General features: G+C 47.8%; 11 protein-coding genes and 1 tRNA gene. 10 read left to right on the plus strand and 2 right to left on the minus strand.

Features of this window, described 5'->3' with window-relative positions:
* The first annotated feature begins 64 nt into the window (after positions 1-64).
* Positions 65-1,987 carry an ATP-binding cassette domain-containing protein gene (locus B0D95_RS04470; protein WP_078042773.1) on the plus strand — a complete coding sequence of 641 codons (1,923 nt, stop codon included), beginning with the start codon at positions 65-67 and terminating at the stop codon, positions 1,985-1,987.
* A gap of 29 nt (positions 1,988-2,016) precedes the next feature.
* On the opposite strand, the gene B0D95_RS04475 is transcribed toward B0D95_RS04470, so the two are convergent.
* Positions 2,017-2,475, minus strand: coding sequence for a universal stress protein (locus B0D95_RS04475; RefSeq protein ID WP_078042774.1), 459 nt, complete (start codon positions 2,473-2,475; stop codon positions 2,017-2,019).
* 89 nt (positions 2,476-2,564) lie between these two features.
* Between B0D95_RS04475 and B0D95_RS04480 the strand changes: the two genes are divergently transcribed.
* On the plus strand, positions 2,565-3,074 hold the full coding sequence (locus tag B0D95_RS04480) for a hypothetical protein (RefSeq protein WP_078042775.1): 510 nt from the start codon (positions 2,565-2,567) through the stop codon (positions 3,072-3,074).
* Here the strand turns inward: B0D95_RS04480 and B0D95_RS04485 are convergent.
* On the minus strand, positions 3,064-3,771 hold the full coding sequence (locus B0D95_RS04485; protein WP_078042776.1) for a hypothetical protein: 708 nt from the start codon (positions 3,769-3,771) through the stop codon (positions 3,064-3,066). The two genes, B0D95_RS04480 and B0D95_RS04485, sit on opposite strands and share 11 nt — an antisense overlap.
* A gap of 333 nt (positions 3,772-4,104) precedes the next feature.
* Here B0D95_RS04485 and topA point away from each other — a divergent pair, with 333 nt between their 5' ends.
* From topA to B0D95_RS04525, 8 genes are all read left to right on the plus strand, one after another.
* The gene (gene topA, locus B0D95_RS04490; RefSeq protein ID WP_078045620.1) at positions 4,105-6,726 is read left to right on the plus strand and encodes a type I DNA topoisomerase; all 2,622 of its coding nucleotides are present in this window, start codon (positions 4,105-4,107) and stop codon (positions 6,724-6,726) included.
* A 51-nt stretch (positions 6,727-6,777) separates the two neighbouring features.
* Positions 6,778-7,317, plus strand: a complete 540-nt coding sequence (locus B0D95_RS20525; protein ID WP_078042777.1) for a DUF6586 family protein — start codon at positions 6,778-6,780, stop codon at positions 7,315-7,317.
* Positions 7,318-7,471: 154 nt separating this feature from the next.
* A tRNA-Leu gene (locus B0D95_RS04500) sits at positions 7,472-7,556 on the plus strand.
* A 67-nt stretch (positions 7,557-7,623) separates the two neighbouring features.
* On the plus strand, positions 7,624-8,937 hold the full coding sequence (gene tig, locus B0D95_RS04505; protein ID WP_078042778.1) for a trigger factor: 1,314 nt from the start codon (positions 7,624-7,626) through the stop codon (positions 8,935-8,937).
* Positions 8,938-9,112: 175 nt separating this feature from the next.
* Positions 9,113-9,754 carry an ATP-dependent Clp endopeptidase proteolytic subunit ClpP gene (clpP, locus tag B0D95_RS04510; protein ID WP_078042779.1) on the plus strand — a complete coding sequence of 214 codons (642 nt, stop codon included), beginning with the start codon at positions 9,113-9,115 and terminating at the stop codon, positions 9,752-9,754.
* 116 nt (positions 9,755-9,870) lie between these two features.
* Positions 9,871-11,172, plus strand: coding sequence for an ATP-dependent Clp protease ATP-binding subunit ClpX (gene clpX / locus B0D95_RS04515; protein WP_078042780.1), 1,302 nt, complete (start codon positions 9,871-9,873; stop codon positions 11,170-11,172).
* A gap of 152 nt (positions 11,173-11,324) precedes the next feature.
* Positions 11,325-13,745: an endopeptidase La gene (gene lon / locus B0D95_RS04520; RefSeq protein ID WP_078042781.1), complete on the plus strand. Its 2,421-nt coding sequence runs from the start codon at positions 11,325-11,327 to the stop codon at positions 13,743-13,745.
* Positions 13,746-13,956: 211 nt separating this feature from the next.
* Positions 13,957-14,229 (plus strand): HU family DNA-binding protein, encoded by a 273-nt coding sequence (locus tag B0D95_RS04525; RefSeq protein WP_039914522.1) that lies wholly within the window; start codon positions 13,957-13,959, stop codon positions 14,227-14,229.
* Positions 14,230-14,245 lie beyond the last annotated feature (16 nt).

Consider the following 14,245-nt stretch of genomic DNA (forward strand, 5'->3'; position numbering starts at 1 on the left):
AACAGCCCACCGGTGCTTCTGCCAGTATCATTTTTGTTGTAAAACTACCTGAATTATTCCTTCTATGTCTTTGATTAAAATTGAAAAAGCAGGGCTAAGTTATGGCCTGCAAGTGCTGCTTGATGGTGTTGACCTGACTATCGAGCGCGGCCAGCGGTTATGTTTGATTGGTCGCAATGGCACTGGTAAGTCCAGCCTGTTGAAAGTGATTGCCGGTGAGGTGGATCTGGATAAGGGCGATGTCATTAGGCAAACCGGTATTCGTGTTGCGCGCTTGGAGCAAGACTTGCCAGAGGCGGATGATCGCCTGGTGTTCGATGCGGTGGCAGCGGGTGCCCAAGGGGTTGGTGAATTGTTGGCGGAATACCGCGCAATTTCCCATTCCGCCGACATCAGTGACAGCCAACTGGAGCGTATGACCCAGTTGCAGCAAAAAATTGAAGCCAATGATGGCTGGTCATTACAGCAAAAAGTGGAAGAAATTATCTCCCGCCTTGATTTACCGGCTGATCGCTATATGCGCGAACTATCGGGCGGGTGGCGCCGTCGTGTGGCTTTGGCGCGGGCTTTGGTGTTAGAGCCGGATGTGCTGCTGCTGGATGAGCCAACCAACCACCTCGATATCGCGGCCATTGAATGGTTAGAAAAGCAGTTGTTGAATTTCAATGGCGCACTGGTTTTCATCACCCACGACCGCTCACTCTTGCAGGCACTGGCAACCCATATTGCTGAGTTGGATCGCGGTCATTTGCGTTACTGGGAGGGCGATTACACCAGCTTTTTGGTGTATCGCGAACAGGCGCTGGCCGATGAGGCGCGTCACAATGAATTGTTCGACAAAAAATTGGCGCAGGAAGAAGTATGGATTCGCCAGGGCATTAAAGCGCGTCGTACCCGCAATGAGGGCCGTGTTCGCGCCTTGAAAGCCTTACGTGAAACCCGGTCGCAACGCCGTGAACTTGTCGGTAAAGCCAACTTCACTCTGGCCAGCAGTGGCGACTCGGGCAAGCTGGTTGCAGACTTGATGGATGTTTCCTATTCCTATGCCGATAAAGTCATAGTGAAAAACTTTTCCACGCGCGTTATGCGCGGTGACCGTATCGGTTTGGTCGGGGCTAATGGTGCCGGTAAAAGCACCTTGCTTAAACTGATTTTGGGTGAGTTGGAGCCGCAATCCGGTAGCATCAAGTTGGGCACAAATCTGCAAATTGCCTATTTCGATCAGCTGCGCGATCAACTTGATCTCAATAAAAATGCCGTGGATAACATCGCTGAAGGGCGTGAATTTATCGATATCGATGGCAAGTCCAAACATATTTTCTCGTACCTGAGCGATTTCTTGTTTAGCGGTGAACGCGCCCGTACACCGCTGCGCGCACTTTCCGGTGGCGAGCGCAACCGCGTATTGCTCGCCAAGTTATTCAGTAAATCGGCAAACCTGTTGGTATTGGATGAACCAACCAATGACCTGGATGTGGAAACGCTGGAGCTGTTGGAAGACATCCTCACTGAATACCCAGGCACCTTACTGCTGGTAAGCCATGACCGTGCATTTTTGAACAATATTGTCAGCAGCGTTATCGCCTTTGAAGGCCGAGGCAATGTGCTGGAGTACGTTGGCGGTTATGATGACTGGATTCGTCAGGGTGGAAAGTGGACTCAGGCTGATGAGTTACCTGCTGCTGAGAAAACCACGCCAGTGCCTGTCGCGCAACCGCTTGTGACTGCCGCGGAAACACCAAAAGCACCCGCAAAATTGAAAAAACTCAGTTATAAGTTCCAAAAGGAATTTGATGAGTTGCCGCACAAAATCGAGCAGTGGGAAGCCAAGGTTGAGGCATTGGCGGCAATTACCAGCGCAGCCGATTTTTACAGCCAACCGGCGGCGACTGTTGAGCAAAAGTTGCAAGAGCTGGCTGCTGCACAACAGCAGTTGGATGAATGTTTTGAGCGCTGGGCTGAACTGGAAGACATGCAGCAAGAATAGTAGTGCTTGCTGCAGGCTATTTAATTTGCTCAGGATTCTGCGGATTGTTTTTTGACAAGCACGGCCAGCACATCACAGGTCGCGCCATGCAAAACACTATTGGGTGTTGAGCCGAGCAGCAGTGAAAAACCTTTGCGGCCATGACTGCCTACAACGATCAAATCCGCCGATTCTTGTTCCGCAAGGTAATGAAGCTCGGCAGCCGGTTGGCCGACCAGTACGTGCCGTTGCTGGATGGGGTAGGGGCTGGATGCGGCCAGTTGTGCCAATTCAGCTTCTGCCTTCTGTACTTGCTGTTCTTGTACACCACTCAAATCCACAGGCATATCGCCGCCGTAGGCAAACGCAATAGGCTCAAGCACATGGGCAATGGTCAGTTTTGCGTTGCACACCCTGGCAATACCCGCTGCGCGCTGAATGACGATAGGGCAATCCTCGGAAAGATCTACGCCGATAATAATATGTTTGTAGCTAATCGTTTCTGTCATGATTCCTGTCCCCTGTAAAAGTACAAATACAGTAAAGAGTTTAGTTCGCTCTGCTGAAAATTGCGCCCTCTAATCTCACAAGGATTTTTATGAATCTCTGGTTTTTTGTGTTGTTGATTGTTGCGGTTGCGCTGGTATTAGGGCCAATCTCCATGTTGCGTCCCAATCCTGCGCAAAAACGCAAAGAGCAATTGCGCCTGCAGGCCAGTGCTCAAGGGATACGTTTTGGTATGCGTCGCTTGCCAGCACGCAAAACAGACATGGAGCAACCGCCTGTACTGCCGGTTTATTTTTTGCCGCCATCTCCCCAGATGCAATTGGTAGAGGACTGGGTATTAATGCGTACAGACTACGAACATGAAAGCAATTTTTACCACGAATGGGATTGGCAAGACGCGGTGCGACCCACAGATACTGTCAGCAATGCCTTGAAAACCCTGTTACCGGAATTGCCCTTGTCGATCCCAGCTATTGTGCAGGGCAAGTCAGGAACCTGTATTTTTTGGCGTGAAACAGAAGGGGAAGAGGTGTTAATGATGCTGATTCAACACCTGCGTCGGTTGAATCAGCTAGCGAATGAGTCGGGGGCTACCCCATAGCGGCCGCTGTCGGGTCGCGCAGTTCCCGGCTTAAACCCACGCGTGCGCCATCGACCATCTCACTCAGTTCCTTGATCATCTTCAACCGGCGTGGGTCCTGATGCATGGATTCCATCAAGTGTTGCTGGGCTTTGCGATAAAACGCCTGGGCAGAAAATCGATCGCTGATAGCCACGGATTTGTCGCCTTGGCCAATGTAAGACATTACCGCCACCATCAAATGCGCCCAGCGCAGTTCGCTTAAATAGGTGCTTAACTCGGTTTCATTAATAGTGCCTTGTGCCGCAAGCTGGGTGATCAGATGCATGGCATCCGTTAAATGCAGTTGGGTTTTGGCGATTTGTGCATCACTTTCGCGCTGATAACTAATGGCATGGCGATTATTGCTGCTGAGCAGTTCCTCTGAATAGGCTTCTGTTTTCTGGATCGCCTGTTCCAATAGCTCCGGGTTTTTGTCCTCCAAGGCCAGCATTTGCTGTTGCAAGCTAGCAATCATGTCGTTGATATGCTTGGTAATCATCCGGTTTGGCAGTGTCTGTTCCAGGCAGCTCACAATTTCTGCTACCCCTTCTGCCTGGATGCGCAGGCGTCGTTGTTGCAGGCGGCGCTCCCGTTGGCGCAGCTGAATGCGATTGATAATACTGACCGCCATAAGTGCCAGCAGCATCAATAGAAAGAGAATTGCGATCAAGGTCATGCGAAATCTACAGCTGCGTTGTGACGTAAAAGTTAGGGTTTATGCTGTTTCTTATGGCGAAACAGTTAGTAAAAATAAAAGCATTAAAAAACAATCGGTTAGGGTTGGTTTTTGTTCTTTTTCCCCCGCCGTAACGGGCGATCATTTTACATACCTTGCCGGTCTTGGCTATAAGGCATCATGGAAATTATAACTTGACCCCTTGCAGCGCAGGTCTTATATATGCGCACCTTCGAGCTGGTTAAGCTATCCCGATAGGTGATACTGCAATCTTTTGGCACACAATTCAACTTTTTGCACAGCCTTCCTTTACTAGAGAATTTTCTGACCATTATGGGCAAATCCTTAGTTATCGTTGAGTCGCCAGCAAAGGCGAAAACCATTAATAAGTATCTGGGTAATGACTTTATTGTTAAGTCCAGTATTGGTCATATTCGCGATTTGCCCACCAGTGGTGGAGCCAAGCCCGTGGATGCCAAAGAGCGCGCCAAGCAGGCAGCCGCTACACGCAAAATGTCAGCTGAAGAAAAGGCGAGCTATCAGGCCAAGAAAAGCAAAAGCCAGTTGGTTAATCGGATGGGCATAGACCCGGATAACAACTGGGAGGCCACCTACGAAATCCTTCCCGGTAAAGAAAAGGTTGTCGATGAACTGAAAAAGCTCGCGGAAAAGGCCGATATGGTTTATCTCGCAACCGACTTGGATAGAGAGGGAGAAGCAATCGCTTGGCATCTGCGCGAGGCAATCGGCGGTGATGAATCACGCTATCGCCGTGTGGTGTTTAACGAGATTACCAAGACGGCGATTCAAAATGCCTTCAAAACCCCCGGCCCCATAGATCAAAACCGCGTAGACGCCCAGCAGGCACGTCGTTTTCTCGATCGTGTAGTAGGTTATATGGTCTCTCCGCTATTGTGGGAGAAGGTTGCGCGCGGTCTGTCGGCCGGTCGTGTGCAGTCGGTCGCTGTGCGTTTGGTTGTTGAGCGCGAGCGTGAAATTCGCGCTTTTATCCCCGAAGAATATTGGACGTTGTTTGCTGATTTGCAGGCAGACAAAGGTCAACAGGCCAGTTTTGAAGTAAAGAAATTTGGCGATGAGGCATTCAAGCCCGTCAATGAAAATCAGGCCATGGCGGCAGTAGCTGCTTTGCAAGGCGCCAGTTATAAGGTTCTCAGTCGCGAAGACAAGCCGACACAATCCAAGCCCTCCGCTCCGTTTATCACTTCTACACTCCAGCAAGCGGCCAGTACCCGTTTGGGTTTTGGGGTGAAAAAAACCATGATGATGGCCCAGCGTTTGTACGAGGCGGGCTACATCACCTACATGCGTACCGATTCCACCAACCTCAGTAAAGAAGCGGTTGAATCCTGTCGCGACTATATTCTTGAAAATTTTGGCAAGCGCTATTTGCCTGAGTCGCCCGTGTTGTACTCAAGCAAAGATGGCGCCCAGGAAGCGCATGAGGCAATTCGTCCATCCAGCGTTGCAGTAATGCCTAATCAATTGAGTGGTATGGAGCGCGATGCCGAGCGCTTGTACGGTTTGATTTGGCAACAATTTGTCGCCTGTCAGATGACGCCGGCGGAATACACCAGCACCAGCGTTGTTGTCACTGCCGGTGATTATGAGTTGCGTACCCGCGGCCGCGTTATTCGCTTCGATGGTTACACCAAAGTTAGTCCTCAGGTGGCTAAGAAAGACGAAGATGTTGTTTTGCCTGATATGAAAGTAGGGCAAGTATTGCCCCTGATTAAACTCAATCCGCAACAGCACTTCACCAAGCCTGCTGCACGTTATACCGAAGCCAGTTTGGTGAAAGAGCTGGAAAAGCGCGCAATTGGTCGTCCATCAACCTATGCATCGATTATCTCGACGATCCAGGAGCGTGGTTATGTTCGTCAGGAGAATCGCCGGTTTTACGCCGAAAAGATGGGCGATATAGTCACCGAACGTCTGGTGGAAAGCTTTGATGACCTGATGGATTATGGTTTTACCGCCAATATGGAGGATTCGCTCGACGTAGTGGCCCAAGGTGGTAAAAATTGGCGCCAACTGCTCAATGAATTTTATGCAGGGTTTAGCAAGAAGCTGGCGTTGGCATCCAGTGCAGATAAAGGGATGCGCGCTAACGATCCGACTGAAACGGATATTCCATGCAGCCTTTGTGGTCGCCACATGCAAATCCGCACCGGCAGTACGGGAGTATTTCTGGGCTGTTCCGGCTATGCATTACCGCCCAAAGAGCGCTGCAAAAACACCATGAATCTGGTGTCGGGTGACGAAGTGATCGATGCGGATGCAGATGAAGAGGCCGAGTCTCGTCAGCTGCGCGCCAAGCATCGCTGCAAGTTATGTAATTCGGCGATGGATTCCTATCTGCTGGATGAGCATCGCAAGTTGCATATTTGTGGTAACAACCCGGATTGCGCCGGTTATGAAGTAGAGCAGGGCAGTTATCGTCTCAAGGGGTATGAAGGCCCGACGCTTGAGTGCGATAAGTGCGGCAGTGAAATGCAGCTCAAAACCGGCCGTTTTGGTAAATATTTTGGCTGCACCAATGCCGAGTGTAAAAACACTCGTAAGTTATTGAAAAGCGGCGAGGCTGCGCCACCAAAAGTAGATCCTATAGTGATGCCGGAACTGCGCTGCGAGAAGGTGGATGATCACTACGTCTTGCGTGATGGTGCTGCCGGTTTATTCTTGGCCGCCAGCCAGTTCCCTAAGAATCGCGAAACCCGTGCGCCCTTGGTGGAAGAGCTGCTTCCCTATAAGGATCGTATCGATCCCAAATACCATTTCCTGTTGTCGGCACCAGTTACCGATCCCGATGGCAACAAAGCCATTATTCGCTTTAGTCGCAAAACCAAAGAGCAATATGTGCAGACGGAAGTGAATGGCAAGGCGACTGGTTGGAAAGCATTTTTTGCCAATGGCAAATGGCAGGTCCAGAAATAGTCTTGGGGCGATCCAGCGGGTCGCCTTTTTTATCGCCAACATAGTGTGATTATGTCGATTAGTAACTTTTCTCTGGTGAATCAGAAACTAGCCTTTGCCAAAACTCTGTGCGTGTTGGTTGGGGAGGCTTCATTATCTTCATCGATAAGCAACAGTGCTTTGCATCTGCGCCAGGATGCTCTGTTAAGCAGTTGTGCGTTCCAGCTTTCCCTAGCGTTTCATTTTTACTTGCGAGAAATAGCTGATAGAAGCTATTTAAAAAATAGCGGTGCTATCAGTTCATTGGATGAGCTGGTGCAATCATTGACGCAAAGCGATAATTACCCATCAGAAATTATCGAATTGCGCGAGCTCGCCAGTCAGTCAGGTTCCTGGCTCGAGCAACTGCTGCGCTATACGCAAGCAGCCCGCCAATCGCCACGTAAAGAAAAGGAACAGAAGTCATTTCCACAGGACAATCTGATTCTGGCTGTTGATATTACTGCTAGTGAAGAGCAATCCTTATCGCTGACCCTTGAGGTGGTTGAGTTCTGGACAGAAGCTTTTCGCGCTATGGTTCTGCGCCAACGCGATACCAGTGCAGAGTTTTGATAAAAAGTTGAACCCGCAGTATCTCTGTGGCACAATCAGCACCCTTCGCGCATCAGGCCTGTTGGTTTTTATAAAAAACATTAAAAATCAAATAGTTAGAGCGCAATGAAAAATTAGTCAGTGCCTGCATTTATCGCAAATGAGGCAACCAAAAGCGGACGTGGTGAAATTGGTAGACACACCAGGTTTAGGTTCTGGCGCCGCAAGGTGTGAGAGTTCGAGTCTCTCCGTCCGCACCATTTTATGAGCATTCCTACGTCTGCTCGATCTAATGCCAAACATTATCAGTTATTTCACGAGGCACATATGCAGGTTTCACTTGAAACGACTTCTGGATTGGAACGCCGCTTGACCGTTGGTGTACCCGCTGAGCAAGTAGAAAACGAAGTTGAGAATCGCTTAAAGCAGGCTGCGCGTAATGTCAGCATCAAAGGCTTCCGTAAAGGCAAAGTGCCCCTTTCAGTTGTAAAACAACGTTTCGGCGCTGGCATCCGTCAGGAAGTTGTGGGTGATGTTATCAGTCGCTCTTTCTATGCTGCTGTGCAAAAAGAGAATGTGAAGCCTGCTGGCCAGCCATCTATCCAGCCAAAACAATTGGCAGTTGGTAAAGATCTGGAATACATCGCTACTTTTGAAGTTTACCCAAGTGTTGCTCTGAGTGATTTGACTGCATACGAAATCACCAAATACAAGGCTGAAGTAACAGAAGCCGATGTAGACAACATGATTGAGGTGTTGCGTAAGCATCAGGCCACCTGGTCTGAGGTTGATCGTGCGGCTGCAGAAGGTGACCAAGTCAATATCAATTTTGTAGGCACCAAAGAAGGTGTTGAATTCGCTGGCGGTAAGGCGGACAACCACACATTGGTTCTTGGTTCCAAGTCTATGATCCCAGGTTTTGAAGAGGGTATTGTGGGCATGAAGTCGGGCGAGCAAAAAGTTATCGCCGTGACTTTCCCTGAAGATTACCAGGCTGAAGAACTGAAAGGTGCGGCAGTTGAGTTTGCTATCACTTTAAACAGTGTGTCTGAAGCGCAATTGCCTGAGCTGAAAAAAGAATTCTTCCAAAAATTTGGTGTTGAAAAAGGTGGCGAAAAGCAGTTCCGCAAAGAAGTAAAAGCTAATATGGATCGTGAGTTAGCTAATGCTCTTAAAGCAAAAGTTAAAGTTCAGGTGATGGACGCACTGATTGCTTCACATACCACTGATGTGCCCAAAGCACTGGTTGCCAATGAAATTCAAGTGTTGCGTAATCAAATGATGCAGCGCTTTGGTGGGCAGCAACAAAACTTTGATGTTAAGTCCTTGTTGCCGGATACCATGTTCCAGGATGAGGCTTCACGTCGGGTTACATTGGGCTTGATTGTGGGTGAGATTGTAAAGTCTGCCAAACTGAAGCCTGATGCCAAGCGCGTACGTACGATGATTGAAGAAATTGCTTCAACCTATCAAGAGCCTAAAGAGGTAATTGATTACTACAATTCCAATCAGGAATTGCTCGCAGGTATTGAATCTGCCGTGCTTGAAGATCAGGTTGTTGATCATATTATCTCTCAAGCCAAGGTTTCAGAAGTTGAAACCAACTATGATGAAATCATCAAATCTAACGCTCAGCGTTAATTGCTTAAAAAAGCCGCAAAGCGTCTGCTTTGCGGCTTCTCCTCTCTCGAATCCCTCCCAAAACCCCTCTTTTGACTGGCATATAATGCCATCACGGGTTAAGCTCTCTGGTAACAAAAATCCATAGTTTTCAACACTGGCGACACTAGATGTTCGCTTAAGGATAAAACGCAAGATGTCATACGAATCTATGAAGTCCCAATCATCTGTTATCAATAGCGGTCTGGTGCCGATGGTAATCGAGCAAACAGCCAGAGGGGAGCGCTCATTCGATATATATTCACGCTTGCTCAAAGAGCGTGTGATCTTTCTCGTTGGCCCGGTCGAAGATTACATGGCCAATCTGGTTGTGGCACAGTTGCTGTTTCTGGAAGCCGAGAATCCGGATAAAGATATCCACTTGTACATCAACTCTCCTGGCGGTTCCGTAACGGCGGGTATGTCTATTTATGACACTATGCAGTTCATCAAGCCAGATGTAAGCACCATGTGTATTGGCCAAGCGTGCAGTATGGGTGCTTTCCTGCTTAATGCGGGCACCAAAGGCAAGCGTTTTTGTTTGCCCAACTCGCGCGTTATGATTCATCAGCCAAGTGGCGGAGCGCAGGGTCAGGCATCTGACATTCATATTCAAGCACAAGAAATCCTGAAGATTCGTGCGCGCTTGAATGAACTAATGGCTCTTCACTCCGGGCAGCCGATTGAAAAGATTGAGCTTGATACTGAGCGTGACAACTTTATGTCAGCTCAACAAGCGAAGGAATATGGTTTGATTGATGCTGTTATTGAGCGCCGTGTTCAGCCTGAAGCCAAATAGCCTTGGTTAGACAGGTGTGTTACATCTATTTATGATAAGTACACACAACACGTTTTGTATTTGCTGCTGACAAGTTACCTAACAGCTGTTTTAAAATTTAGATGGAGTGGGTTCCGATGACCGATCACACCAGCGACACAGGTGATAAAAACGGAAAATTGTTGTATTGCTCTTTTTGTGGCAAGAGTCAGCATGAGGTTCGCAAACTAATTGCTGGCCCATCAGTTTTTATATGCGATGAATGTGTCGACCTCTGCAACGATATTATCCGTGAAGAAATTCAGGAAAATACTGCTGAGGGTGTTTCAGAGAAATTACCTAAACCGCATGAAATATCCGCTATTTTGGATCAATACGTAATTGGCCAAAAGCGCGCCAAGAAAGTGTTGGCTGTGGCTGTATATAATCACTATAAGCGTCTGCGCTTTGGTGATAAAGCTGGTAAAGATAAAGAGCCAATCGAATTGGGCAAAAGTAACATTTTGCTGGTTGGTCCTACTGGTAGCGGTAAAACCCTGCTTGCGGAAACACTTGCTCGCTTGCTGGATGTGCCTTTCACGATTGCCGATGCAACCACCCTTACCGAAGCTGGTTATGTGGGGGAGGATGTTGAAAATATCATCCAAAAACTGCTGCAGAAATGCGATTACGATGTAGAAAAAGCTCAACAAGGGATAGTCTACATTGATGAAATTGATAAGATTTCACGCAAGTCAGACAATCCATCTATCACCCGTGATGTCTCCGGTGAAGGTGTGCAGCAGGCTTTGTTAAAACTCATTGAAGGTACGGTTGCATCTGTTCCGCCACAAGGCGGACGCAAGCATCCCCAGCAAGAGTTTTTGCAGGTAGATACCTCCAATATCCTCTTTATTTGCGGTGGTGCTTTTGCTGGCTTGGACAAGGTCATCCGTGACAGATCTGAAAAAAGCGGCATAGGCTTTGGTGCGGAAGTTAAAAGTAAAGACGAGAAGCGCAATTTTGGTGAGACTTTGCACTCGCTGGAGCCAGAAGATTTGGTGCGTTATGGCCTTATCCCAGAGTTTGTTGGTCGTCTCCCTGTAATTGCAACCTTGGATGAGCTTGATAAAGCTGCATTGATTCAGATTTTGACTGAGCCAAGAAATGCACTGACTAAACAATATGCCAGATTGTTTGAGATGGAAGGTGTTCAAATTGACTTCCGTCAGGATGCACTGGATGCAGTAGCAGAGCGAGCACTTGAGCGTAAAACTGGTGCTCGTGGCTTGCGTTCAATCATGGAAAATGTGCTGCTGGATACTATGTACAAGATTCCATCGGAAGAAAATGTTGTCAAAGTAGTTGTTGATGAGTCTGTTATTAAGGGTGAGTCTGAGCCACTGTTGGTATACGAAACTGCTGAAATACCTGCCAAGGTTGCAACTGACGACAAGTAGCTTGTTCAGTCAGTAATCTTGCTGGATAAAAAGAGCGCATTTATGCGCTCTTTTTCTTTTTTCTTTCCTGATAACTTGTAATTAGCGCTTTTTGACCCCAATCTTGGTTCATGGCAAGGTATTTGTTGCCTTCTTGAAATAGAGAGGAACCAATGGTCGCTGAAACTCTTGTTGATACCCATATCGCTGATATTCCCCTACTACCGTTGCGCGATGTTGTTGTTTATCCGCATATGGTCACTCCTCTGTTTGTCGGCAGAGGAAAATCTATTGAAGCCCTTGAACGGGCTATGGCAAACGACAAGCAGGTCTTGTTGGTTGCACAGAAAAATCCCCAGCAAGATGAACCTCAAGGTGAGGATCTCTACACCGTTGGTACTATCGCCTCCATTTTGCAGCTTCTGAAATTACCAGATGGTACCGTCAAGGTTCTTATCGAGGGGCGTGAGCGTGCCAATATAGAATCTATTGAGGACACCGGCAGTCATTTCAAGGCAAATGTTAGTCTTATTACCAGTCCGCAAGTAGAGGCTGCAGAGGCGCGAGCCTTGGTTGCTTCGGCGATTGGCCAGTTTGAGCAATATGTCAACCTTAGCAAAAAAGTGCCTGTAGAGGTTATTACCTCTCTGTCTGGTATTGATGAACCTGGGCGTCTTGCGGATACGATTGCTGCGCACATGTCCCTTGAGTTGCCGAAAAAGCAATCTGTGCTTGAGATTGCTGATATTCGCGAGCGCATTGAACATCTCTTGGATTTAATGGATGCGGAGGTCGATCTTTTTCATGTTGAGAAAAAGATTCGTGGTCGCGTCAAAAAGCAGATGGAAAAAAGTCAACGCGAGTATTATTTGAATGAGCAGATCAAGGCTATTCAAAAAGAATTGGGTGAGCTGGGCGAAGAAGTTAGTGAAGCGGATGAGCTGGAAAAGAAAATTGTCGCCGCTGCTATGCCAAAAGATGCCTTGGAAAAAGCGCGTGCAGAATTAAACAAACTAAAAATGATGTCGCCAATGTCGGCCGAGGCATCTGTGCTTCGCGCGTACATTGACTGGATGATCAAGGTGCCTTGGAGCAAGCGAAGTAAAGTTCGCAATGATCTTGTGCGCGCTGAAGAAGTTCTCAATAAGGATCACTTCGGTCTTGAGGAGGTTAAAGAGCGCATCCTTGAGTACCTTGCCGTGCAGCAGCGTGTGAAAAAAGTAAAAGGTCCCATACTGTGTTTGGTTGGACCACCTGGAGTGGGTAAGACTTCTCTGGGGGAATCTATTGCGCGAGCAACTAATCGCGAGTTCGTGCGTATGGCATTGGGTGGTGTTCGTGATGAGGCAGAGATTCGTGGTCACAGACGAACCTATATAGGTTCATTACCCGGAAAATTGATTCAAAAAATGGCGAAAGTGGGTGTTAAAAACCCATTATTCCTGTTGGATGAAATTGACAAGATGGGTATGGACAACCGCGGTGATCCAGCATCAGCCTTATTGGAGGTATTGGATCCTGAGCAAAACAGCCATTTCAATGATCATTACCTTGAGGTTGATTATGATTTGTCTGATGTGATGTTTGTGTGTACCTCAAACTCCATGAATATTCCCGGGCCACTACTTGATCGAATGGAAGTGATTAGAATTCCTGGCTACACCGAGGATGAAAAATTAAATATTGCCCAACGCTACCTGATTCCAAAACAGATCAAGGCTAATGGTTTAAAAGAAACTGAAATCAGTGTGACAGCAGAGGCGATAAAAGATGTTATCCGTTATTACACTCGTGAGGCAGGTGTTCGTGGTCTTGAGCGTGAGGTTGCTAAAATTTGTCGCAAGGTTGTTGCCCGCCATGTAAAAGGGCGCGCACAAAATACTGATGTAATTGATTCTGCGGCACTGGAAGATTTGCTGGGTGTTCGTAAGTTTGATTTCGGTAAGGCAGAGAGTAATGATCAGGTAGGGCAGGTAACGGGCCTTGCCTGGACACAGGTTGGCGGTGAGCTGTTGACTATTGAAGCTTCTGCAGTAGTAGGAAAGGGGCGCATTATCAAGACTGGTTCTCTTGGTGATGTAATGCAAGAGTCAATACAAGCGGCATTGACAGTGGTGCGTTCCCGTGGACAAGCCTTAGGCATCGCACCTGATCATCATGAAAAAGTTGATATCCACATCCATGTCCCCGAAGGCGCAACTCCGAAAGATGGTCCGAGTGCAGGTATTGCGATGTGCACGGCGTTGGTTTCTGTGCAAACAGGAATTCCTGTAAAGGCTGATGTTGCCATGACTGGTGAGATTACCCTGCGTGGGGAGGTGCTACGTATCGGTGGGCTTAAAGAAAAGCTACTTGCTGCTCATCGTGGTGGTATTAAAACGGTTATCATCCCCGCCGATAATGAGCGGGATTTAAAAGAGATTCCCGCAAACATTAAAGAGGATTTAACCATCAGGCCGGTTAAATGGATAGATGAGGTTCTCGATATTGCCCTTCAGCACAGCCCTAAACCGCTCAGTGATGAAGAGTATCGTGCTCTGGAAAAAGCTGCTCAAAAGGCTGATGAAACGGACAACCGACTTAGCACACATTAGTGTTGACGGGGCTTTGACGGGTTTCTTGGTTTAACTGTTTGTTTTGTGATCAGAGTGGTAGGGGTTTTGTGTAAAGCTGTAAGCTTTCCTTGACCCCCTGATGCTCTGTTGGTATAAATCGCAATTCATTTGCTGCACAGATCATGCGAATTAAATGCATCATTGAATTTGTACTGTGTTTTTAGAAACAAATAATCAAAAGGGGTTAAGTGTGAACAAAACTGAGCTGATTGAAGCCATCGCCGCATCTGCGGATATTCCTAAAGCGGCTGCCGGACGTGCATTGGACGCAGTGGTTGAGAGTATTACCGGTGCCCTCAAAAATGGCGATTCTGTTGTTTTGGTAGGCTTTGGCACCTTTGCGGTTAAAGAGCGTGCTGCCCGTACTGGTCGCAATCCTCAGACCGGTGCTGAGATCAAGATTGCAGCCGCCAAAGTTCCTGGATTCAAGCCAGGTAAAGCTTTGAAAGACGCTGTTAACTAAGTTAGCGTTTATTCAG

This window comes from Cellvibrio sp. PSBB023 (genome assembly GCF_002007605.1).
Lineage (GTDB): Bacteria > Pseudomonadota > Gammaproteobacteria > Pseudomonadales > Cellvibrionaceae > Cellvibrio.

Coding starts and splice junctions, on each gene's coding strand:
- clpP (WP_078042779.1), top strand. CDS start 9,113: ATGTCATACGAATCTATGAAGTCCCAATCATCTGTTATCAATAGCGGT.
- topA (WP_078045620.1), top strand. CDS start 4,105: ATGGGCAAATCCTTAGTTATCGTTGAGTCGCCAGCAAAGGCGAAAACC.
- B0D95_RS04485 (WP_078042776.1), bottom strand. CDS start 3,771: ATGACCTTGATCGCAATTCTCTTTCTATTGATGCTGCTGGCACTTATG.
- lon (WP_078042781.1), top strand. CDS start 11,325: ATGGTCGCTGAAACTCTTGTTGATACCCATATCGCTGATATTCCCCTA.
- B0D95_RS04475 (WP_078042774.1), bottom strand. CDS start 2,475: ATGACAGAAACGATTAGCTACAAACATATTATTATCGGCGTAGATCTT.
- B0D95_RS20525 (WP_078042777.1), top strand. CDS start 6,778: ATGTCGATTAGTAACTTTTCTCTGGTGAATCAGAAACTAGCCTTTGCC.
- B0D95_RS04470 (WP_078042773.1), top strand. CDS start 65: ATGTCTTTGATTAAAATTGAAAAAGCAGGGCTAAGTTATGGCCTGCAA.
- clpX (WP_078042780.1), top strand. CDS start 9,871: ATGACCGATCACACCAGCGACACAGGTGATAAAAACGGAAAATTGTTG.
- B0D95_RS04480 (WP_078042775.1), top strand. CDS start 2,565: ATGAATCTCTGGTTTTTTGTGTTGTTGATTGTTGCGGTTGCGCTGGTA.
- tig (WP_078042778.1), top strand. CDS start 7,624: ATGCAGGTTTCACTTGAAACGACTTCTGGATTGGAACGCCGCTTGACC.